Annotated in this window: 26 protein-coding genes and 1 tRNA gene; 11 read left to right on the forward strand and 16 right to left on the reverse strand. The window is 35.1% G+C overall.

What is annotated here, in order from left to right; translation table 11 throughout:
* Together J655_RS16745 and J655_RS16750 are read left to right on the forward strand one after the other, a co-directional pair.
* Positions 1 to 346, forward strand: a 346-nt coding sequence (locus J655_RS16745) for a hypothetical protein (protein WP_032052672.1), incomplete at its 5' end; no start/stop codon positions are given.
* An 80-nt stretch (positions 347 to 426) separates the two neighbouring features.
* Entirely contained in the window at positions 427 to 906 is a 480-nt protein-coding gene (locus J655_RS16750) for a hypothetical protein (RefSeq protein ID WP_032052673.1), read from the forward strand.
* Positions 907 to 1,057: 151 nt separating this feature from the next.
* Here J655_RS16750 and J655_RS16755 read toward each other — a convergent pair whose 3' ends face one another.
* Positions 1,058 to 1,411 (reverse strand): hypothetical protein, encoded by a 354-nt coding sequence (locus J655_RS16755; RefSeq protein ID WP_032052674.1) that lies wholly within the window; start codon positions 1,409 to 1,411, stop codon positions 1,058 to 1,060.
* A gap of 284 nt (positions 1,412 to 1,695) precedes the next feature.
* Complete coding sequence (locus J655_RS16760) at positions 1,696 to 2,463, reverse strand: class I SAM-dependent methyltransferase (protein ID WP_032052675.1); 768 nt, start codon at positions 2,461 to 2,463, stop codon at positions 1,696 to 1,698.
* Positions 2,464 to 2,653: 190 nt separating this feature from the next.
* Here J655_RS16760 and J655_RS16765 point away from each other — a divergent pair, with 190 nt between their 5' ends.
* The 3 genes from J655_RS16765 to J655_RS24655 all read left to right on the forward strand — a co-directional run bounded on the left by J655_RS16765 (position 2,654) and on the right by J655_RS24655 (position 4,342).
* Positions 2,654 to 3,328: an HAD family hydrolase gene (locus tag J655_RS16765; protein WP_032052676.1), complete on the forward strand. Its 675-nt coding sequence runs from the start codon at positions 2,654 to 2,656 to the stop codon at positions 3,326 to 3,328.
* 233 nt (positions 3,329 to 3,561) lie between these two features.
* The gene (locus tag J655_RS16770; protein WP_031944142.1) at positions 3,562 to 4,047 is read left to right on the forward strand and encodes an Lrp/AsnC family transcriptional regulator; all 486 of its coding nucleotides are present in this window, start codon (positions 3,562 to 3,564) and stop codon (positions 4,045 to 4,047) included.
* 178 nt (positions 4,048 to 4,225) lie between these two features.
* Positions 4,226 to 4,342, forward strand: a complete 117-nt coding sequence (locus J655_RS24655) for a hypothetical protein (RefSeq protein WP_002117441.1) — start codon at positions 4,226 to 4,228, stop codon at positions 4,340 to 4,342.
* A 15-nt stretch (positions 4,343 to 4,357) separates the two neighbouring features.
* On the opposite strand, the gene J655_RS16775 is transcribed toward J655_RS24655, so the two are convergent.
* The 4 genes from J655_RS16775 to J655_RS16790 form a co-directional block, all read right to left on the reverse strand.
* Positions 4,358 to 5,167: a pyrroline-5-carboxylate reductase family protein gene (locus J655_RS16775; protein ID WP_005076881.1), complete on the reverse strand. Its 810-nt coding sequence runs from the start codon at positions 5,165 to 5,167 to the stop codon at positions 4,358 to 4,360.
* Between the two features lie 354 nt (positions 5,168 to 5,521).
* Complete coding sequence (locus J655_RS16780; protein ID WP_017386331.1) at positions 5,522 to 5,746, reverse strand: hypothetical protein; 225 nt, start codon at positions 5,744 to 5,746, stop codon at positions 5,522 to 5,524.
* Positions 5,747 to 5,966: 220 nt separating this feature from the next.
* Positions 5,967 to 6,182 (reverse strand): cold-shock protein, encoded by a 216-nt coding sequence (locus tag J655_RS16785; protein ID WP_005070223.1) that lies wholly within the window; start codon positions 6,180 to 6,182, stop codon positions 5,967 to 5,969.
* Between the two features lie 240 nt (positions 6,183 to 6,422).
* Positions 6,423 to 7,355, reverse strand: coding sequence for a lauroyl acyltransferase (locus tag J655_RS16790; RefSeq protein WP_032006555.1), 933 nt, complete (start codon positions 7,353 to 7,355; stop codon positions 6,423 to 6,425).
* A 239-nt stretch (positions 7,356 to 7,594) separates the two neighbouring features.
* On the opposite strand from J655_RS16790, the gene J655_RS16795 reads away from it, so the two are divergent.
* Positions 7,595 to 8,212: a LysE family translocator gene (locus J655_RS16795; protein WP_032006557.1), complete on the forward strand. Its 618-nt coding sequence runs from the start codon at positions 7,595 to 7,597 to the stop codon at positions 8,210 to 8,212.
* 96 nt (positions 8,213 to 8,308) lie between these two features.
* Here J655_RS16795 and J655_RS16800 read toward each other — a convergent pair whose 3' ends face one another.
* The 3 genes from J655_RS16800 to J655_RS16810 all read right to left on the reverse strand — a co-directional run bounded on the left by J655_RS16800 (position 8,309) and on the right by J655_RS16810 (position 9,738).
* A complete protein-coding gene (locus tag J655_RS16800; RefSeq protein ID WP_032052677.1) occupies positions 8,309 to 8,854 on the reverse strand; it encodes a glycoside hydrolase family 108 protein in 546 nt (181 codons plus the stop codon).
* Between the two features lie 30 nt (positions 8,855 to 8,884).
* Positions 8,885 to 9,274, reverse strand: coding sequence for a hypothetical protein (locus tag J655_RS16805; RefSeq protein ID WP_002119864.1), 390 nt, complete (start codon positions 9,272 to 9,274; stop codon positions 8,885 to 8,887).
* Positions 9,275 to 9,483: 209 nt separating this feature from the next.
* Positions 9,484 to 9,738 (reverse strand): hypothetical protein, encoded by a 255-nt coding sequence (locus tag J655_RS16810; protein ID WP_002119927.1) that lies wholly within the window; start codon positions 9,736 to 9,738, stop codon positions 9,484 to 9,486.
* 673 nt (positions 9,739 to 10,411) lie between these two features.
* On the opposite strand from J655_RS16810, the gene J655_RS16815 reads away from it, so the two are divergent.
* Entirely contained in the window at positions 10,412 to 11,083 is a 672-nt protein-coding gene (locus J655_RS16815) for an XRE family transcriptional regulator (RefSeq protein WP_002119885.1), read from the forward strand.
* A 152-nt stretch (positions 11,084 to 11,235) separates the two neighbouring features.
* Here the strand turns inward: J655_RS16815 and J655_RS0104595 are convergent, their stop codons facing one another.
* The gene (locus J655_RS0104595) at positions 11,236 to 11,469 is read right to left on the reverse strand and encodes a hypothetical protein (protein ID WP_002119938.1); all 234 of its coding nucleotides are present in this window, start codon (positions 11,467 to 11,469) and stop codon (positions 11,236 to 11,238) included.
* A 175-nt stretch (positions 11,470 to 11,644) separates the two neighbouring features.
* Positions 11,645 to 11,721 (reverse strand) — tRNA-Met (locus tag J655_RS16820).
* Between the two features lie 256 nt (positions 11,722 to 11,977).
* Between J655_RS16820 and xseA the strand changes: the two genes are divergently transcribed.
* Positions 11,978 to 13,243: an exodeoxyribonuclease VII large subunit gene (gene xseA / locus J655_RS16825; RefSeq protein ID WP_032052678.1), complete on the forward strand. Its 1,266-nt coding sequence runs from the start codon at positions 11,978 to 11,980 to the stop codon at positions 13,241 to 13,243.
* The gene (xseB, locus tag J655_RS16830; RefSeq protein WP_002119890.1) at positions 13,233 to 13,427 is read left to right on the forward strand and encodes an exodeoxyribonuclease VII small subunit; all 195 of its coding nucleotides are present in this window, start codon (positions 13,233 to 13,235) and stop codon (positions 13,425 to 13,427) included. The genes xseA and xseB overlap by 11 nt, the downstream gene beginning before the upstream one ends.
* A 234-nt stretch (positions 13,428 to 13,661) precedes the next feature.
* On the opposite strand, the gene J655_RS16835 is transcribed toward xseB, so the two are convergent.
* Positions 13,662 to 13,880 carry a hypothetical protein gene (locus J655_RS16835; RefSeq protein WP_016141649.1) on the reverse strand — a complete coding sequence of 73 codons (219 nt, stop codon included), beginning with the start codon at positions 13,878 to 13,880 and terminating at the stop codon, positions 13,662 to 13,664.
* A 48-nt stretch (positions 13,881 to 13,928) separates the two neighbouring features.
* A complete protein-coding gene (locus tag J655_RS16840) occupies positions 13,929 to 14,522 on the reverse strand; it encodes a LysE family translocator (RefSeq protein ID WP_032006561.1) in 594 nt (197 codons plus the stop codon).
* A 442-nt stretch (positions 14,523 to 14,964) separates the two neighbouring features.
* Between J655_RS16840 and J655_RS16845 the strand changes: the two genes are divergently transcribed.
* On the forward strand, positions 14,965 to 15,294 hold the full coding sequence (locus tag J655_RS16845) for a hypothetical protein (RefSeq protein ID WP_032006563.1): 330 nt from the start codon (positions 14,965 to 14,967) through the stop codon (positions 15,292 to 15,294).
* A 475-nt stretch (positions 15,295 to 15,769) separates the two neighbouring features.
* Entirely contained in the window at positions 15,770 to 16,126 is a 357-nt protein-coding gene (locus tag J655_RS16850; RefSeq protein ID WP_032006564.1) for a four-helix bundle copper-binding protein, read from the forward strand.
* Positions 16,127 to 16,751: 625 nt separating this feature from the next.
* On the opposite strand, the gene J655_RS16855 is transcribed toward J655_RS16850, so the two are convergent.
* The 3 genes from J655_RS16855 to J655_RS16865 form a co-directional block, all read right to left on the reverse strand.
* Positions 16,752 to 17,159, reverse strand: a complete 408-nt coding sequence (locus tag J655_RS16855) for a GFA family protein (RefSeq protein WP_032006566.1) — start codon at positions 17,157 to 17,159, stop codon at positions 16,752 to 16,754.
* Positions 17,160 to 17,186: 27 nt separating this feature from the next.
* Positions 17,187 to 17,588: a Cu(I)-responsive transcriptional regulator gene (gene cueR / locus J655_RS16860; RefSeq protein WP_001020650.1), complete on the reverse strand. Its 402-nt coding sequence runs from the start codon at positions 17,586 to 17,588 to the stop codon at positions 17,187 to 17,189.
* Positions 17,589 to 17,663: 75 nt separating this feature from the next.
* A complete protein-coding gene (locus J655_RS16865) occupies positions 17,664 to 20,135 on the reverse strand; it encodes a heavy metal translocating P-type ATPase (RefSeq protein WP_032052679.1) in 2,472 nt (823 codons plus the stop codon).
* Position 20,136: the final 1 nt, after the last annotated feature.

Consider the following 20,136-nt stretch of genomic DNA (forward strand, 5'->3'; position numbering starts at 1 on the left):
GTTATATGATTATGATAGTGAGCTAGCATTAAGTAATGCTTGGAAACTTCTTAAACCAGAAGCTTATGAAAATGTAGCAATTTCAACTGTAGTTCCAATTTTAATTTGCCCTGATGATTTAGATCTAGTGTGCAATGTGGTTATGGTGGAACAAGTTGTTTCAGCAGATCAAGTCGTATGGACTCGTTTTGGTTACGCATTTAACCATATTCACGATGTTGTGACATCCGTAGTCTGGGAAACCTCGCCTTCTACTCCTCACCTAAGTTTTCCGTTGAGCGAATTTGAAAAAGCATATAATGATTTAAAAGAATTAGACAAAAAATGGAGTGAAAATTTTATATAGTTTTCTTAAATATGAAAGTATATTGAAAGATGCTGCTCTTAGTTCCTCTAAATATCATGTAATAAATTTAGGTTATATAAATGTCTAATAGTTATAAATTTCAATTAAAATTGGAGCTAGATCTAAAATTAATCACACCTGAAGAAATTCAGGACTGGGCCATGCATGCTCTAGAAGATGATCCAACAAATGAGCTAGCTTTAGACATCTGTTTTTTATCAAATACTGAGCAAGTTTTACAATACTTCAGACTAACTGAAAGAAGTGAATTTAGTGAAACTTTGATAGATAAAGTAACAACAAAAGTTTTGGAAAATTATATTTTTAAGCATATAAATACCGTGAATCATAAAGACCAGATATATTCCTTTTTTCAAAATATTTTTTCCATAAATCTTTACTTAGAAAAAGAAGAATTGCGTTTCTTAATTTACTCATACGAGGGTCAACTAGAGATGGCATTAGAAGACTATTCAGAATTAGAGACTGAGGAACTATGGGAAAATTTTAAAATGGAGTTAAAGAGATATTTTTCATCTGCTAATAATTTTCATAACTAAAATAGGATCACTAATAGAGCCAAAATTAGATATTTTTTATATTACAGAGCTTCTTAAAATTTATTTTCTAGTTTGTTGGCAGATTATATTTAGTGATATACCGATAAAATGAACAATTAAGTCCATTTTATCGGCTTTCTAGAATCGGGTTTTAAAACTTATTTTTTTTTTTTTTTATATATTTTGGAAACTCTTTTAAAACCTTATGGCAAAAGTGGCCCTGTGTATCCTCTTTCTTGCGCTCTTCAAATTCCTTCATACCAAATTTCATAACCTCTCTACCGTATTTTTCACCAAGGTCATGTTTAGTACATTTTGCGGCAGCATCCTTTAACTCTTCTGAGTAATAGTGATAATTACAATCAAGTTGAGCACGGCTTAAAAAACCATGTAGTTCTACTGCTTTCTCACACTGAGTTTGCTCTAGAAGATTTCTAGACTCTTGAGCAGCATAAATTGATGTTGCTAAGAATAAAGTGAAAATCGTTACTAAAATATTACGCATTATTTCCCCGACAAAGTTATTAAAAGTATTAGTGATAATATTGCGGGCGTATTAAATAATAATTATTTATAAGTGTCTATTAATAATAAAGAAAATGGGATAACCCTCATCTCTTTTGAATACTTAATCACCTTAATAAAATTGGGTGATTAATTTTTATCAAATAAATGATATTAAATTTGTTTTATAATCATCTTTAATATCATTCGAGTTATTCGAAAAAAGAGTGCTAGTGATATTTAATTCGTTTATAATCTACTAAAACCCTTATTCATAACACTACGTTAAAACCCTAATTTCTTAAAGACAAAATAACCCACATGGCTTTCAAAGCTACCGTCATTTTGAATTTTAAAATATTTCTTCACAAGGTCAGATGAACCTTCCTGCAAATAACGTAAAGTTTTGATTTGATCTTCAGGCGTTTTCATTCGCTTTACCCAACTATCAAAGTCTAACGAAAGCGTTTGTTTATCTAACCCAACCAAATCAAAGCCTGCATCTTCAATAAAATAGACCCACTCTTTCACACTATAGTTTCGTACATGACTTGGGTCTCGAATCGTTTCGATGGTCTGTAAAAAAGTATCTAATATGGGCGAGCTAGAGCTAATAATGTCTACAAAAATAACAATACCATCTGGCTTAAGCACGCGGTTTACTTCTTTCATGGCCGTCGGAACATGTTGCCAGTGATGCGCAGAATAGCGGCTAATGACCACATCAAACTGCTGATCACTAAAAGGCATGTCCTCAGCAATGCCCTGCTGCACAAAGATATTTTTTAATTTGCGCTGACTGGCAGCCTTAGACACCGTGTCTAACATTTCATGAGATAAATCGTAGGCAAAAACAAGGTCCGCATGCGGAGCAACATTGTAGGAAACATGCCCCCCACCACAGCCTAAATCAAGGACTACAGCTTTTTCAATTTTCTGAATTTCATTAATAAATTTATTAAATTCAACCCCTTCAGAATGAGCTTGGCTATTTAAATAGTCGAGAGATTTATTTTGATATTGTTTTTGATTTATATCATGCTGGGTGATCATAACCTTGCTCCTCCTTTGTAATGGAATTACATTAAAGGAAAATTTAGATAAAAAATAATGATTAGTTTTTCTTAAATTGATAAATAAAAGTTATTATTTAATTGAATACATAGTAAGCACAAAATTTGAAAATTCTTAAATCAAATAGATGGCTATACTGTCTTTATCTAAAAATTTTATAACACCCAAAATGCTAAATATTATTTTATTTGATTTAGATCAGACTTTGCTGGACAGAAATACATCACTTATAAAATTTGTTGAGTGGCAAGTAAACTTTTTTCAATTAGTATCACAAGAAAATAAACAGGCTTTTATAACTAGATTTATCGAATTAGATAACAATGGAAGTGTGTGGAAAGATTTAGTTTATTCTCAATTATTAGAAGATTTTAATATAAAAAACTTTAGTGTTGAGAGCCTACTTGAATCGTACATTAACGACTTTAATAAGTTTTGCCGCCCTTTTGAGAAAGTTCCAGAAACAATTCAAACTCTTTATAACAAAGGATATAAATTAGGCTTAGTTTCTAATGGTAAATCCCCTTTCCAAGAAAATAATTTTTATGCACTCGGTCTCAAAGAGTTTTTTTCTACAATTATCGTTTCAGAAGCCGTAGGGATGCGAAAACCAGATAGACAGATATTTGAGTATGCATGTAAAGAACTTGGCTGTACTCCTAATGAATGTATTTTTGTAGGAGATAATCATAAAGCCGATATTGAGGGTGCTAATAACACAGGAATGAAAACTATCTTTTTTCACCCAGATCCTTCTATCTGCTCGACTGTAGCGGATAAAAGAATTCACCATTACGACCAACTAGAAACAGCAATTAATACATTAGAAAATTTCATTCTTTAGAAAAGGATATTTGTTCTTTTATTAAATCCGCAAAGAGCACTGTTTAGTCACCCTTACTGAAACAGTGCTCTTTGCTCCATCCCAACCTCTATCCAGAAAGGTTCGATGCATAGAAATAGTGTATGTACCTTTGACTCAAAATGTTTCCTGTATTTTTTAAAATTTTTAAACATTCACAGCATAAAAATGAAGTATATTAATTTTTATCAGAAGATTCTTCTTTGGTTTATATTTTGAACAGAACAGAATACACACTAGATCGTATAGATCGGAAAATTTTATCTGCATTACGTGGAAATGGCCGTTTAACCGTTGCTCAACTGGCCGAAGAAGTAGGGCTTTCATCTTCTCCGTGTTGGACTCGACTGAAACGTCTGGAAACTTTAAAAATTATTGAAGGATATACGGTAAACGTAAACCAAAAAGCGATTGGCATTCATGAAGTTTTTTTTATTGAAATTACTTTAGAGCGCCACGATGACGAAATGCTAGAAAATTTCAGTGAAGCATTAGCAGATATACCTGAAGTAGTGGAAGCTCATCTCGTCACAGGTGACTATGATTATCTGGTTAAAGTAGCAGTCAAAGATGCTGACCATTACGAAAGATTTTTAAGAAAAAAACTTTATTCAATTAAAGGAATACGCCACACCCGTTCGACCTTTGCCCTACGCCCTCTCAAATCTGCTAATACAGCCGATTTAATGTTAATCGAATAGAAGAGTTAAACACTTAGAGATAATTCCTTAATTTATTGATTTAAAAATCTTTATTAAGATAGAACCTAGAAAATATAACAGATCATAGCTCTGTTATATTTTTTTTAAAAAATTCTGTATCTATGATTACAGCCTTCAATTCTTCAAAATGTAATTAATCTGAATTGGAGGCATCGCCATGAACATTTTGAAGAAAAAAAATAAGGCCAGTTTTGTATTCTTTATTATTACCCTCTACTCTTTTATTGGGTTTGGCTTAGGCTTCGTTATTTGGGAATACTTTTTAAAGGCCTAGTTTGCTAAAGAAGCGCTAACTTACCTCAGTAATAATTTCTGAAGTGATTTCTTTACTACGATGATATGCGGCCTTCATAGCTAAACGTATATCATCAGATACATTTCCTAGCTCAAACATTCTGAGTGCTGATTCGGTAATCCCGTTAGCCAAGGTCACCTTGCCACATAGATCTGCTGGCGGGACATTACTTTTACGGACCATTTCAACTGCACCACTAGCAGCTTGGAGTGCTAAATCTAGAGCAAATTGTTTATCAAGTCCTAAAGAAACCCCTGTCTTTATCATGCTGTCTAAAATATAGAAAAAGTAAGCAGGTCCCGAACCAGACAAAGCGATAATTGCATCTGTCTGCGTTTCAGACGGCGCCCAAAAAGTCTGACCTGTTGCAGAGTACAGCATTTCGATTAGGTCTTTATCAAGCTGGTCCATTTGCTCTGAAGCAATAAGCACATGCGTCCCCGTATGCGTCAGCACAGGTGGATTTGAAATTACACGAACAATTTTTTTCGAACCCGTAAAACGAGTCAAGTTTGCAATATCTACTCCCGCCATCATAGAAACTATAATTTTACTAGCTAACCATTTTTTTAGCGGTATAAGTGTCTCTTTTAACTGTTTAGGCTCTAGTAGCAAAACAACAATTTCAGCTTTTTTTAGTCCATTTTCTTTTTGCTTCAAAGCATTTGTATCATTAATCTTTTTCTCTTCAATGAGGTGTATTTTTTCTTTTTGAAATCCTTTTAAAACCAACCCTCCTATTAACGCTAAAGCTAAATTACTACTGCCAATAAAACAAATATTAGGTTGTACTGCATTTAACATTTAAAATGTTTTCCTTTCTTAAGAGAGGTTTATAACAACAAATATTATCTATAATTTAATTATGTATATTGAATTAATGATGACCGTCTGAATAAAGAACCCACTTTAATAAAATATATTATTAAAGTGGGTTTTGTTTTATTCGCGCAATAAATAAAACAACTTTAGATTAAGCCTAATGTATTACTATTGTTATTAAATACCACTAAAAAAATGTTAAGCTGTGTAACATATACAAGAGTATTGTAAAAAATTCTGTAACGAATTCTATTAAGCTAATATAAAAAATACCTATTACTTAATAAGAAAATCTTTAAACTAAAACAAGACACAGAAGCGTTCTAGTTCAAACAACTAAAGAGTTTCTTTCTTGTTCGCTAAAATTCTCTCGGCTTTTCTGATGGCCTGTTGTAAATCAATATCTTCGCACACCCAAAAGGTAAAAATTTTTCCAAATAGGTGGAAATGCTGTTTAACATACTGAGAGCTATTATCTGAATAGTGCTCTTCAATCTTAAGAACATCATTATGATTTTCTATCTTTTGACCGTCTAAAATACCGCCAATACAAATATCCATTTTAGTACCATACACCTAATTACTTATATTTTAAAAAAATTTAGAAACACTTTTAAGAGCATATTTTTATTCTGCTTTTTATTTTTAAAGATAAGTTTAATTAAAACTTATAAAAAACCCACAAGATAGAGTGGGTTTTTAAACTCTTCTAAAGCGCTTTAGCTTTAAACATATTCTATTTAAATAATATATTTAAAACAACTCTAGTCGCTCTATGAAGTTATGAATTCTGAAGAATCACAATATTTGAAGCTTGTGGGCCTTTTTTACCCTGTACTACAGTAAACTCAACACGTTGGCCTTCTAAGAGAACTTTAAAACCTTGTGTTTGAATATCGGTAAAATGAGCGAAAATATCCTTACCTTCATCAGCCGCAATAAAACCAAAACCTTTAGTTTCATTGAACCATTTTACTGTACCAGTAGAAGTAGACATATATTTATCCTAAATTTTAAAATATTATAACTTATTATTGGGGAAACCAATTTAACTAAAAAATAGACGTGAAAACTTAAATATCTGAATGAACCGAAGACTTATAAATAAAACTGCGAAATAGAAATTTATGATGACAAGAATATTTTGTTAGTTATGCTCGACTATACACGCTTCAAAATCATTTGCAATCGATATTCTAAATAATTAAAGCAAGAAAAATTCTATGCCTCTTTATCCCTAATAAAACTTCTGTTCACCAGCAGGACGTGTTTTAAAGCGTCGGTGAAACCACATGTATTGTGTAGGGGCAATGCGAATTTGATTCTCAATAATCTTGTTTACCCTTTCAGCGTCACTGACTTCACAGCCACTCGGGAAGTTTTCTAATTTTGGCTCTACCAACACATGGTATTGAGGGTTACGAATATCACCACTACGGTAAAAATATAAAGGCACTGCAGCTGCTTTTGAGATATCCATCAGTCTGCGATGAGCTGTAACTGTAGCGGCTTGAATACCGAAAAATGATGCCATGACCCCTTGTTTTAGGCCAAAGTCCTGATCTGGGCTATACCATATCGCATGACCATGTTTAAGGTTTTGTATGAGTCCACGCATGTTGTCTCGAGCAATTTGGTTTTTATACACTCGCGCACGACTACGATGAATCAGAAAATCTAAAAACGGATTGTTTTGAGGTCGGTAAACCACGTCCATATTAAAGAATAAAGTACACGCCGCTCCACCTGCATCTAAAAGCGTACTGTGGGTACCTAATAAAAGTACGCCATTTTCCTGATTATTGGTTAAATTTTCTAAACCATCTATATGAACACGGCTTTTAAACCAATTTGGACAATACCAAGCATTTAGAGCTTCAAATACACCCGTTAAAGTATCAACAAAAACCTGTTTAGCTTTTGCCTCAATTTGCAAAGGTGTTTTTTCTGGAAAACATGCTTGTAAATTACGTAGTGTGGTTTTTCTTCGAGAACTTAAAGATTTCCACGCTATTTTTGATAGAAAATCAGCAAGGCGCCATTGAATAGCCCAAGGTAACATCGCAAATAACATTAGAATAAAAGCTAAAAACCATATACCCCAATATTTAAACGCTAAAAAGGAAAATTGAAACTCGCCAGATTTAAACTGCCGTTCATTTTTCGTCATACTATAGATTTCTTGAGGTATAGACTTAGCATACTAACATGCTCAATTTTTAAGGTTGTGTGTTTATGTTGCTTTCACTTTTATGGTTTTATATGCCCTATTTATTTATACAAATCTATATTTTAAATATTTAATCTATGTAAGACTTAAATATACATAACCTTCTGTATACAACGATTATTTTCTCATTTAAAGTAACCGCACAATCTTGCCTCAATTGATAAATAGGATATATCAGCGTGAGCGGTCTTTTAGTATTTATAACAATAGCATTTCTTACCCTATTAAGCCCAGGACCGGGAGTTTTATTTACTGTCACAAATTCAATTAACTATGGTGTAAAAACTGCTTTGTTTGGAATAAGTGGGTTAATTATTGGTATGTTTGTGATCGCTGTAATTTCTGCCAGCGGTGTAGGACTTATTATTACTAGTAACCCTACTATTTTTACGGTTTTAAAATTTATTGGTGCATTTTATTTAATGTATCTCGGATATAAAAACTTCACTAAAAAACTTGCAACCCAAGAGTTAATGACCGATCAACAAAAAGATAAAGCTGTAAGTAAATCTAAATTGTTTTATCAGGGCCTATTTGCATCTTTGCTTAATCCTAAAACAATCGTATTTTTTATCGCACTCTTCCCTCAATTTATTGATATCAAGAAAGAGATTTTAAATCAATTTTTAATTCTTTCTTTAACCTTTTGTTTTATTGGTTTTTTAATTCATTTAGTTTATGCAAATTTCTCTTCATTTTTTAAAGAGAAGATGTTAGCTGGAAATAATTTCTCGATGCTCAATAAAATTAGTGGTGCTATTTTCTTTCTACTTGCCATTTTACTTATCGCACAATAAAGCATTGCTCGATCTATTATTTGTTAAAAAGCCTTAACTCGTGGTTAGGCTTTTTAACTCATTAGATCTTTAAACATGTTCTCTTCTAATACATTTTTAGAGTGTTACTCTGTTTAATATCCAACCATAAAAGAAATCTTCGTAGTTAGGGTTGTTCTCGGTAATTTCAATATAATGCTGCCCTTGCATAATATTTAAAATGCGCACAAATACTTTTTCACCCTCTTTATTACGTCTATTTAAGTACGTAGCTAGTGCTTGCAAAGTAAGAAGTCCGTACTGACCATCTACCACAAGATTTGACCAACCTTCCTTCCCCTGCTTATTCAGCAGATTTAAAGCACGTTGTAATAACGGCTTTGTAAAATTGACGCCACAATTTATAGCCGTATCCAGTAACTCTTCTGCAATAGCTGGGCTAATCGCATTAATCTGGTCAAACTGGGGTTCAAGCCAGTATTTTTGCTTATAAATAGATTTAGCGACGCTTAAGGGCAAGTCTTGCATGTTGCCTTTATATCCGTTCGATCGAGCGACTGCTTCTGTAATGCCAAATTTAGTCGCATGGCCATGATCTGATGGATGGTTAACATACCCGCCTTCACGGCTGATAATTGTTTCTAAGTATTGATCAATATTCATTTTATTCTACCTTTATATTTAAAGCTGTCTTTAGCTATTTTGAAGATCATCTTTTGCTTTTTTTAGGTCTTTGATGACCTCTACAATTGTTTTACCTTCTTGTTTATTGATGAAGTTAAATATCCATCTCACAATAGCCCAGCCTGGTAAACCACAAATGAAGAAGAATCCAGATAGGGTGATCATTCCCCAAATATCGGATACCCATTCATGCAGGTTCCATTTCATAATAATGAATGAGCCGCCTGTCAGGCTTGAAACTACTGTACAGATGAGAGCAACAATCCATTCTTGTGGAGAACGAGGAAAACGCATCATTAATACAACTGCGACAACTAAGCTGACTGCTAGAGCCACCATAATTGCAATACTATAAAAATTTAAAAATGTGGCTAACCCACTGCTAGAAACTGTTTCCATGACTTTGTCCTGCGCTAAAGGGTAAAACCTGAAAACTCACCACGTTGACCAGCTAGTGGTTTTCAATGTTTATTAATCCCTTCGTTTTCTTTATTACAGTCAATAAAAAACACTAACGCTTTAAAGCAGCGCTAAATTGCAAGACGAACTTATCCTTGACCCCATTTATTTCAGGGGTCCGAGAAAGAATGTTTGTATGCTAAAGCCTGTTAGTGTGCACCGTTTAAGGCTTGTTCAATCAACTCAATCACTGTGATTGCACCAATCGCTTTTTGCATAGAGACTTGATCATCGAATTCGAATGCGTCATCTTCAAGCTCATTTACAATCTGCTTGGCCTCCTCAAGTGCCCTTTTTATTTTTTGTACCTTATATTTGTTTACGTCTTTGGCAATTGTCGGGATATACCCTCCACGTTTTGCATTTTTAAGTTGTTTAGCTCTGTTCTGCATTGCTGTAGTCATTCACTATCTCCAACTCAATGTACTCGTTAGTAAGGCGTCTTTATCGTTTGTTATTCTTGAGGTTTTGATACATTCTTTGAGCAATATAGCTAAGCTATGACCACAAATGTGTGTTCAAAACGTTTCATCTGGTACAACAATCATAAAGAACCAAACTATATGCAATTAAGCCACTAATTTATAAACAAATATTTCCTTTTCTAAAAATGTAAAAAAGTATTAAATTTTGTGGATTTAAGATTTTTACACGCCTTAATTTTTTGACCAAAAAGTTCATATAAGGCTTTGCCGTATATCGGAAACTTTTGTTAGGTCTCACAATCTTTGTTAAATTCTTCATGTTCTTGATACCCTTTATCGACGAACATTAAGCCTGATCCACGGAATCGGGCTTTTTTTTATTCCAATTTTTGTTTTGATAGCCTGTTTGCAAATAATAATTGAGCTATCTCCCTTTTATTCTGCTACCTGTAGAAACAAAATAAATTTAGCTTCCATCTCAAAGCTTTGATAAAGCGATAAATAGTGACTTAGGCACCACTTAAATTTTCTCTATTCATCTTGAGATATAACTGATATTATAACTATAGTTATTATTAGTCAATAACTATAGTTGTTTTACTCTATATAACTTAAGTTATATATTTGTTATAAGTTTACTGGTGTAACCATTATGGCTCTTAAAGACCGTTTAAAAGACTCTAGAATTAAAGCCAAAAAAACTCAGGCTGAAGTGGCAGAAGCTGTAAAGATGTCGCAACCTGCCTACCAGGCTTTAGAGTCAGGGAAAAATTTAAAATCTGCATTTCTTCCTTTAATTGCTCAATTTTTAGGAGTGGATGGTTATTGGTTAACGACTGGCAATACTGAAGATTCTTTTAGAGAAAGTGATGTATTTAGCCCGACTGTAGTAAGTGCAGAATCTACCGATCAATATGTCTGGATTGAAGTTGTAGAAGCTAACTTTTCTTGCGGGACAGGTGAATCTATTGAATTTCACTTTGATGCTATTAATGGAAAAATTCCATTCCCTGCTTCATTCTTTAAAGAAAAACGTGTTGCTCAAGAATGCATGCGTATTATTAAAGCTAAAGGCGATAGCATGACCGACTACATTAAAGACGGAGATTTGGTGGGTATTGATATCTCTCAAACAGAAGTCATTGATGGCGAGATTTATGCGGTTTACTTTGCTGGCGAAGGAATGATTAAACAGATTTTTAAAGAGGCAGATGGCTCTTTAATTTTGCATAGCTTAAATGAAAAATTTAGAGACCGACGTGTAACAGAAGAGAACGGTAAAAACTTTAAGGTTATGGGTCGCCAGTTTTGGCGGGCAGGCTAATTTAGTTATTAAATATAATTAAAATAATAATGCACTTATTTTTAATCACTTCAGCCTTTTTATAACTTTAATTATTTATATAACTTGTAGACATAAAAAAACCTATCTCCTTTAAAAGAGATAGGTTTTCTCGCTTTATTACCATGGTTTTATCAACAATATGTATTTAAACGATAAAGTTGATTAAACCCGGCATAGAAGCTTTTACCATCTTGGTTTAACTCAATTTCTTCACCAGATTGAAGTTGAATTTTTTTACCAACTTCGACCCAACGATATCCATCGAGAGAGTTTTGTTTACGCACATGAGGAACAATCCTCACATTAATTTCGTTGCCATTTACGGCTGTGGCAATGTGCCACTCATTTACTATATTCACAATCATTCACTCATCACTGAGCTCATGTGATTTTACGGTATGTAATTAGAACGCTAGATTTAGGGTATGGACAGTTCGTCTAGAATTTAATATTTAGCTTTATATAGGGTTATTTATAAGCTAATTGCTTTTCATAATTTTCGTATTATGAAAAGTGGTACATCACAGAGCATAATATTTTTGGATGCGGGAGTCGGATTTGAACCAACGACCTTCGGGTTATGAGCCCGACGAGCTACCAGACTGCTCCACCCCGCAATTGGAAGTAAGCTTTATACGCTCATATATTTTAGAAAGCAAACTTTATTTTTTAATCGGTTGTAATTATTAACAATTCTCTTTTTATTATTTTTTTCATTTTAACCATTCAGTCTAAATTCACCTATCAATTTCAATTTTTAATTCTTTAAATTGTTGTATTTATTTTAAATAGAACCCGATATTCATAGACAACAATTGCCTTGGTTGGATGGCTTTTATACTATCTAGATTGGTCCTTTAATTTTTAGTTCGTATGTCTGAACCTCAGTTTTCCCTTAGTGAATATCTCGGCACAGTTCAGGAAGTCATACGTGTGGCTTTTGATGAGCCAGTTTGGGTAAAAGCAGAAATTCGAAATTTAAATATTAAGGGCGGTCATTACTATTTAGAACTCGCAGAAAAAGATGCAGAGACTGATAAAGTCATTGCCAGCTGTAAAGCCACGATCTGGAAATTTTCAGCGAGTAAAATTGTTTTAAAATTCGAACGTGAAACTGGGATTGAGATTTCAAGTGATTTAAATGTACTCATCAAAATTAGAGCACGTTTTGATCCTCAATATGGATTTTCGGTCAACATTGAAGAGATTGACTCAAGCTTTACGTTGGGTGAAATTGCTAAACGTTATCAGCAAATTGTTGAACGACTTACTCAAGAAGGTTTAATCCATAAAAATAAACTTCTTCCCACTCCTTTTGATATTCAAAATGTTTTAGTCATTGCTCCTCAAAATGCTGCGGGCCTTGGTGACTTTAAAAAAGATGCAGATGCACTTGAGCGAAATGGGGTTTGCCATTTTGTGTATCACACCGCTACTTTTCAAGGAAACACGGCTGCAACCAGCTTGATTGAATCCTTAGGTTCAGGTTTAAGACAATGGGCCAGTACGTTTAACTTTCCACCTGACTTAATTGTGATTATTCGCGGTGGTGGATCGGTGAATGATTTAGCTTATTTAAATGATTATGAACTTGCCGCTCTACTTTGCAAACGGAGTGTACCCATTTGGGTAGGTATTGGGCATGAAAAAGACCGTACAATTCTTGATGAAATTGCTCATCGCTCATTTGATACACCAAGTAAAGTGATTGCTGGCATCCGAAACCACATTGTTGAACGCGTCCAAGAAGCTGTAGATAGTCTGCAAACGATTAAGCTACTTTCTCAGCATCAAATCACAACCTATCAAAGCAAAAATGATCAACTGCTTCATCAGATTAAATCTTCGGCACAGAGTCAACTTAGCTCGGCACATCGTTTGCTTGACCAGATGAAAGAACGTATTGAGTTTAGCTCACAGCAACAAGTTAAATTTTCATTAGCCCAAATCGAATCTTTGATGAAAGAAATTCTTTTGCAAAACCCGAAACAGGTTCAGGCCAAGGGCTATGCAATTGTTAGATCAGAAGGAAAAGCGATTCGCTCTATACATCAAATTTCAAGCCCCGCCATTGCTATTGAGATGCAAGATGGTGTTGTTGAAGCCAACATTACACAGGTAATTCCAAATGAAGAATGAAGAGTTAACGTTTAAAGATGGTCATGACATTTTGAAGAAAAATGCCGAATTATTAGAATCTCAAGAAAGCCCGGATATCGATAATTTAATGAAGATTGTTGAAGAATCTATTACGGCTTATAAAGCGTGTAAATCACGAATTGAAGCCGTTCAACAAGCTTTAGATGAGACATTCAAAGAATAAAAAAAGCCCACTCCTACTTCTCATTGAAGAAATGGGCTTAGTGAAATCCACTTAATCCTGAAATGCAAATATGTGGATTAGGTCACATTTTTACACAGAGGCATAGTCCCATAACCATTTTAGATGTTCAATATTTTAATTGTGTCTATACGTTAGTTTGGCTTAATTTTCACCATCTAAGACTATACCAAACACAAACTCTGCTCATGGTTATTGTTAAATTTAATTTAAGAGTTATTCCTCACTGAATGGACCAATTAACTGATAAATTTTGCCATCTTTAGGGTTTTCATAGAGCAAATCCATATTGGGTAAAATAATATCATCATTAATTTCAATATGTTCAACGCTTTTATGAAGCTCAAGCGCATGGTCATTCATGGGTCTAACTTTTGCCAAAGCAATTGATTCTTTATCAAACTGGTCCTTGATAATTACTTTTAATCTTGTCATGAAAATCTCCTGAAAATTAAATTTTTTAATATAAATAAAGGGTTAAGTTTAAAATGAGCTAATCGCAGAATAGCCGATTGGCATCGCAAAAAAAGTTAAAATAAATGCAGCCGTACGTTGTAAATTACGTTGGTTTAACCAAGTTACTTTGTTTGAAATTAATACGGTTCCAAAAGCAATCCATAAAAATGCGATGGGTGTAATTAATGATAAAAAAATAGCAATATGCACAAAATAAACGTGAAGCACTTCCCATGCTGCATGTGGAAAAATAGCAGAAGCAAAGAGTAAAGCTTTAGGATTTAAAAGTGTTGCAACAAATAAAGCCTTAGGTGTAATCAGTGGGGTGTCTAATTTGATGTCATTTGTTGATGTTATCCAAAGTTTAAATGCAAGGTAGAGAATAAAAGTTGCACTTATTAACTTTAATAAGGCAGGAAGCCAAGGAATAAAATGTGAAACTGACTCAAGCAAAACACCCCATGAAGTAATTGCAATGAGATAACCCATCACTTCAGCAGGGATAAGTTTAAGAGACTGCTTCACCCCTGCTTGTATTCCAGCCGAGGCTAACAATGTATTTGTTGGGCCTGGAGTCAACAAAATGGTGACCACAAGTCCAATAAACATAAATGACACCATAGGCAATGAACTCTTTAGTTATGCTAGGCGAAATATGTCAAAAAGGAATATCTATTGTCGACATATTGGTTGTAACAAGAAATATTGAATTTTATTTTTTTAATTTTAAAACAATTAATTAACTCCACATGACTACAAATTCACTTACTATTTCAATAATTTTAAATATGCAAAATCGATCACACAAATATAGAATAAGTACAATTTTTTTCTGCTTGCTAAACAATTAAATCAAGCTTTTTTTCACAGAAAAATAAGCCGTTATTTTTAATATTTAGTTCTTATTCAGCTTATTTAATAAACGCTTTTTTCTGACTTGAAATTTAAAAATTGATCAATATATAAACAAATAGAAGTCGTGATTTTACTGAATATGATGTCCCATTCCCCATCAATTCTTTGATTGTCGCTTTCATCAAATAAATCAGATGATGGAGGATGCATGATGAATGCTTATGTTCGCCCTCATCCAGATGGTTTTAAATCTTTTTTAGGCAAGAATCAGAAAACTGGACTCTACGCTATACGAGTGGGTTGGACGGTTTATGAAACGAATGGCAATGGTTCTGTGCTATACATTGTCAAAAATGAAGATACGATTCCGTTGGATGTAGAAAAGTTTAAAACTGATCGTCCCAAAATTTATGCTGCTCTTTTAAATGAAGTTCAGTTTCAACGCAAGAAACAACTCGCGATTGATCTCCAGCAATCAAACATCCCTTCTTATGACCGTAAAGCCTACAAAAAACGGCGTGGCTTTATTAACTCTTAAGTGAAGGTATTTACTTTAAACTCATATAGAAAAAGCACCCTTAGGTGCTTTTTCTTTTAACGACCTGTTGTAATTAATACAAGCATACTCAGTATTAAAGTACTTAATGATCGTTTGCAATGTATGTGGACTTCATGCTCAGCTCCGTGAGCATATTGATTAACGTTTTCCATTTCGTGTGCCCTTAAAGTTCACACTGATAATCTGCCCAATTTTCACACAATAAGAAATTAGCCAAAAGTATTATATGCAATTAAATTTAACACAATCCTTAAATTTAAATCCCCTCTTAACATGAACAATTATGAGCGTTTTAGCTAAAAACTGGATGTAACATTCTACTACGAGGTTAATTATGTATTAGCGATTTGTAGACCTTTCATCTCAAACAGCCATGCCTTAAAAATGATCTTCTAAAATAGAAAATATAACGATATTCCATTTTTTAATAATAGTCTTCGACAGGAGAACTTTTATGGAAACTCAACAAGAAACAAACTCTTCTTTATTTTGTAATGCCTCTACCTCAATTCAAGCTTGTATTGAATGTATGATTGCTTGTAAAACTTGTGCATCTGCATGTTTACAAGAAGAACATGTTCATATGATGCGTGAATGTATTAAGCATTGCATGACATGTGTAGAAACCTGCCAACTTTGTACGTCTTTAGAACTAAGAAACTCTGAGCTAGCAGAATCAGCTATGCAACTTTGTGCGAACGCTTGTCAACTTTGTGCAGCAGAATGCAGTAAACATGACCATGAACACTGCCAAGTTTGTGCTAAAGCATGTCTTGCTTGCGCACAAGCTTGTCTGGCATATCGTTCCTAAGTGGTATTCACAACTTTAAGCCTACGCAATCTTTAGATCGTAGGCTAATTAAAATATTTTAGATAACAGTAAATTAGATATTTTTTATTTAAGCTGATTACAATTTTTACTTTTTTACAGGCATAAAAAAAACCCGCATCTTGGGGAAAATGCAGGCTCTTAGATCTCCCACAACGACCATGAGTTCATTATTAAACTTGAACTTTAAACCGTTAACCAAATGTACCCTTAATAAAAATAAATTGCAATACAGAAAAGTCTGTATATTTGAAATATTTTATTATTTTTACATTACTTTTTCATAAATAGTTTAAAAGTATAAGATATTTCCAAATAAGAAATAGCTTTTTTACAGGCATTAAAAATTTACAGGCATTAAAAAAGCCCGTTTCACGGGCTTTTCTGCAACGGTGAGCAATGTAAGCGTTGTGTCTATCCAACTCTTGTTTGCTCTTTGCTAGCTATATGTAAGGTCTTATCGTATCTTTTGCCCTGTCCCAAGTTTCCCTGTGGATCGAGGAGATATTACGATTACCTTAGGTACAGTTATAGCACATTATTTATTCATGACTAGTCTTGTTCACGTTTTTTTACAAATGAACAAAATACGATCTATCTTTAATATTTAAGGGTTTTCTACCCCATTTGGATATTGGCGAGCGTCATCACAAATTGGATACCACTTCACTTGTGAATTAACAAAAGCATGAGAGATGACTGGCGTCGATATTTCTTCATTAATAAGTCCGACCCTCAGGCGTACCACTTCTGGCTTATCTAGACGTTCACTCCAGATCGGTGAACCACAAGTTTTACAGAACACTCTCTTTTTATTAGGTGATGCAAAATAAGTCTGTAACAGGTTTTCACCCTGCACAATGTTTAAATCACTTTTTTGTACTTGAGTGATGGCAGCAAAAGCAGCCCCTTGTGCTTTTTGGCATTGCTTACAATGACAAACCATAATAGGATTTAATTCAGCATTAATGCTGAGTTGAACACCATTACAAAGACAAGAAGCTGTATAAATCATGATTTTACCCTTTTATTTTTATGGGATTTAGCTTACACCCACCCCTTTCTCAATGTGGTCTAAAATGGCACAAGAAGCCTGTTGGTCGCCACAGCAATCATCGGCAGAAGCCTGCAAAATATTAACCATTTCTTGTAGGTGGGCAATTTTTTGCTTTAATTCGGCAATGTGTTTGACGGTTAAGGCTTTCACCTCTGCACTATGCCGATCAGTATTTTTCCAAAGTGAAATAAGCTCTTTCATCTGTTCAGATGAAAAACCTAACTCTCGAGCATGCTTTAAAAAGTTTAAAGTTTTAAGGTCTGTTTCTGAATAGATGCGATAGCCAGAAGCAGAACGCTGAGCTGCTTCAAGTAAACCGATTTCTTCATAGTAGCGAATCATTTTCGCCGAAATGCCCGAATGTTTGGATGCCTGACCGATATTCATCTCACACCTCAAATATTAAATTTGGTTTAAGACCTGCTGTCATGATCTTAAACCAAAAGTTGATTTTCAGCACGCTTACTCTACTGGCGCATGAAAGCGTTTTAAGCGTAATGCATTGCCTAAAACAAAGACCGAAGAAAGTGCCATCGCGCCTGCTGCAAACATCGGTGAAAGTAACACACCAAATGCTGGATATAATGCCCCTGCTGCAATTGGAATTAGGGCTACGTTATATACAAATGCCCAGAACAGGTTTTGACGTATGTTTCGCATGGTGGCTTTACTTAATGCAATTGCATTCGGTACGCCTTTTAAACTACCTGACATGAGCACAACATCAGCTGCTTCGATGGCAACATCTGTTCCTGTACCAATAGCTAAACCGACATCTGCTTGCGCCAAGGCTGGTGCATCGTTAATACCATCACCAACAAAAGCTAAGCGCCCATACTGTTTTTGCAGTTGGCGGACTGTGTCCACTTTGCCCTCGGGTAAAACCTCTGCCACAACTTCGTCAATATTCAGCTTTTTGGCAATTGCTTGCGCCGTATGACGGTTGTCTCCTGTAATCATGGCAACTTTGAGACCTAATTGATGCAAGGCCTCAATCGCAGCATAGGTTGTTTCTTTAATTGGATCTGCCACAGCAATAATTGCCGCAAGTTTTTGATCAATAGCAACGTATAGCGGGGTTTTGCCTTCTTCACCTAACTGAGCAGCAATCGCTTGGAAAGAGTTGGTGTCTAAACCAAGTTGGTGCATATAACGGTCTGCGCCAATTTGTACTTTTTCGCCTGAAACTTCTGCTTCAATACCTGAACCTGTAATCGAGTTAAATGCTGTTACTGGTAATAGGTTTAGGCCTTCATTTTCTGCTGCTTGAACAATCGCGAGAGCAATCGGGTGTTCAGACTTAGCTTCGACCGAAGCCACTAAAATCAGCACTTGTTTACGTTCAAAGCCAGATTGCACATTAAAGTCAGTCAGTGTCGGTTTGCCTTCGGTGAGTGTGCCCGTTTTATCAACTGCAACTACTTGCGCTTCTTGTAAAAGCTGCAAAGCTTCACCTTTACGGAACAAGACACCTAACTCGGCACCACGTCCAGTACCAACCATAATAGAAGTTGGTGTTGCAAGTCCCATCGCACAAGGACAAGCAATAATCAGTACTGCAACGGCATTCACCAATCCAAAAGTGAGCGCAGGTTCTGGTCCCCAAATAAACCAAACCAAGAAAGTAATTGCAGCAATTAACATCACTACAGGTACAAACCACATGGTGACTTTATCGACTAAGCCCTGAATCGGAAGTTTAGAACCCTGAGCTTGTTCAACCATACGAATAATTTGTGAAAGTACAGATGAGCTACCCACTGCGGTTGCCCGAATGTTCAGTGTTCCGTTTTGATTGACCGTACCACCGACCACCTGTTGTCCCACTACTTTTTCAACAGGAACTGGTTCACCCGTAATCATAGATTCATCAATGTAGCTGTGCCCTTCAACCACTTCACCATCGACTGGCACACGTTCACCCGGACGAATTTCTACGATAGTTCCACTGACCACTTCAGCAACAGCAACTTCAACCACTTGACCGTCACGTTGAATACGGGCTGTTTTAGGCTGCATTCCTACCAAATGTTGAATCGCTTGCGAAGTACGTCCTTTAGCTTTGGCTTCAAAATAACGTCCGAGTAAAATTAAACTGACAATAACGGCAGCCGCTTCAAAGTAAACATTGACCGTGCCTTGGGGTAACACATGCGGCATAAAGGTGGCTACGACCGAGAAACTGTAGGCAGCCAAGGTTCCAACTGCCACTAGCGAGTTCATATCTGGTGCCAAACGCCATATGGCTGGAATCCCTTTTTGGTAAAAACGGCGACCTGGAAAAACGAGAACTAATGTGGTCAAAGCAAACTGTAAAAGCCAGCTATTGTATTGACCAATCGTGTCCATGATCCACATGTGAAAAGCTGGAATGAGATGTGAACCCATTTCCAGAATAAACACAGGTAAGACCAACACAATCGAAATGATCAAATCTTTTTTAAGCTGATCTAACTCTGATGCTTTTTTGTCGAGCTGCTCATCTTGATTTTTTTCAGATGCTTTCGCGTCATAACCTGCTTTTTTAACAGCACGAATTAGGTCTTCAACATTGACTGATGCATCTGCCTGCACCCAAGCTTGCTCTGTTGCTAAGTTGACTGTGGCTTCTTGAACGCCGTCTACTTTTTTAAGGGCTTTTTCAACACGTGCAACACAAGATGCACAAGTCATACCCTCAATAGATAACTCAACTGGCGAAGCTTTAGGAACATCATAACCTGCTCGTTCAACTGCTTTAACCAGTGCTTCACGCTGAATCGGTTGATTTGAATAAACAACCGCTTTTTCTGTTGCCAAGTTAACGTTGGCAATCTCAATATTTTCAACTTTCTTAAGTGCTTTTTCGACACGTCCTACACAGGAGGCACAAGTCATGCCTTCGATTGGAAGTGTTTCACTATATGCTGGCAATTTTGTGGTTTTTGAGTCCATC

The sequence above is a fragment of the Acinetobacter sp. 1294243 genome (assembly GCF_000588015.1).
Taxonomy (GTDB): Bacteria; Pseudomonadota; Gammaproteobacteria; order Pseudomonadales; family Moraxellaceae; genus Acinetobacter; species Acinetobacter pittii.

Excerpts from the sequence above, each read along its gene's own strand:
- xseA (WP_032052678.1), top strand. The coding sequence starts at position 11,978 with ATGTCTGAACCTCAGTTTTCCCTTAGTGAATATCTCGGCACAGTTCAG.
- xseB (WP_002119890.1), top strand. The coding sequence starts at position 13,233 with ATGAAGAATGAAGAGTTAACGTTTAAAGATGGTCATGACATTTTGAAG.
- J655_RS16840 (WP_032006561.1), bottom strand. The coding sequence starts at position 14,522 with ATGGTGTCATTTATGTTTATTGGACTTGTGGTCACCATTTTGTTGACT.
- J655_RS16800 (WP_032052677.1), bottom strand. The coding sequence starts at position 8,854 with ATGAATATTGATCAATACTTAGAAACAATTATCAGCCGTGAAGGCGGG.
- J655_RS16810 (WP_002119927.1), bottom strand. The coding sequence starts at position 9,738 with ATGACTACAGCAATGCAGAACAGAGCTAAACAACTTAAAAATGCAAAA.
- J655_RS16790 (WP_032006555.1), bottom strand. The coding sequence starts at position 7,355 with ATGACGAAAAATGAACGGCAGTTTAAATCTGGCGAGTTTCAATTTTCC.
- J655_RS16835 (WP_016141649.1), bottom strand. The coding sequence starts at position 13,880 with ATGACAAGATTAAAAGTAATTATCAAGGACCAGTTTGATAAAGAATCA.
- J655_RS16755 (WP_032052674.1), bottom strand. The coding sequence starts at position 1,411 with ATGCGTAATATTTTAGTAACGATTTTCACTTTATTCTTAGCAACATCA.
- J655_RS16750 (WP_032052673.1), top strand. The coding sequence starts at position 427 with ATGTCTAATAGTTATAAATTTCAATTAAAATTGGAGCTAGATCTAAAA.
- J655_RS16845 (WP_032006563.1), top strand. The coding sequence starts at position 14,965 with ATGATGAATGCTTATGTTCGCCCTCATCCAGATGGTTTTAAATCTTTT.
- J655_RS16850 (WP_032006564.1), top strand. The coding sequence starts at position 15,770 with ATGGAAACTCAACAAGAAACAAACTCTTCTTTATTTTGTAATGCCTCT.
- J655_RS16855 (WP_032006566.1), bottom strand. The coding sequence starts at position 17,159 with ATGATTTATACAGCTTCTTGTCTTTGTAATGGTGTTCAACTCAGCATT.
- J655_RS16775 (WP_005076881.1), bottom strand. The coding sequence starts at position 5,167 with ATGTTAAATGCAGTACAACCTAATATTTGTTTTATTGGCAGTAGTAAT.
- cueR (WP_001020650.1), bottom strand. The coding sequence starts at position 17,588 with ATGAATATCGGTCAGGCATCCAAACATTCGGGCATTTCGGCGAAAATG.
- J655_RS16805 (WP_002119864.1), bottom strand. The coding sequence starts at position 9,274 with ATGGAAACAGTTTCTAGCAGTGGGTTAGCCACATTTTTAAATTTTTAT.
- J655_RS16785 (WP_005070223.1), bottom strand. The coding sequence starts at position 6,182 with ATGTCTACTTCTACTGGTACAGTAAAATGGTTCAATGAAACTAAAGGT.
- J655_RS0104595 (WP_002119938.1), bottom strand. The coding sequence starts at position 11,469 with ATGATTGTGAATATAGTAAATGAGTGGCACATTGCCACAGCCGTAAAT.
- J655_RS16865 (WP_032052679.1), bottom strand. The coding sequence starts at position 20,135 with ATGGACTCAAAAACCACAAAATTGCCAGCATATAGTGAAACACTTCCA.
- J655_RS16815 (WP_002119885.1), top strand. The coding sequence starts at position 10,412 with ATGGCTCTTAAAGACCGTTTAAAAGACTCTAGAATTAAAGCCAAAAAA.
- J655_RS16780 (WP_017386331.1), bottom strand. The coding sequence starts at position 5,746 with ATGGATATTTGTATTGGCGGTATTTTAGACGGTCAAAAGATAGAAAAT.
- J655_RS24655 (WP_002117441.1), top strand. The coding sequence starts at position 4,226 with ATGAACATTTTGAAGAAAAAAAATAAGGCCAGTTTTGTATTCTTTATT.
- J655_RS16765 (WP_032052676.1), top strand. The coding sequence starts at position 2,654 with ATGCTAAATATTATTTTATTTGATTTAGATCAGACTTTGCTGGACAGA.
- J655_RS16760 (WP_032052675.1), bottom strand. The coding sequence starts at position 2,463 with ATGATCACCCAGCATGATATAAATCAAAAACAATATCAAAATAAATCT.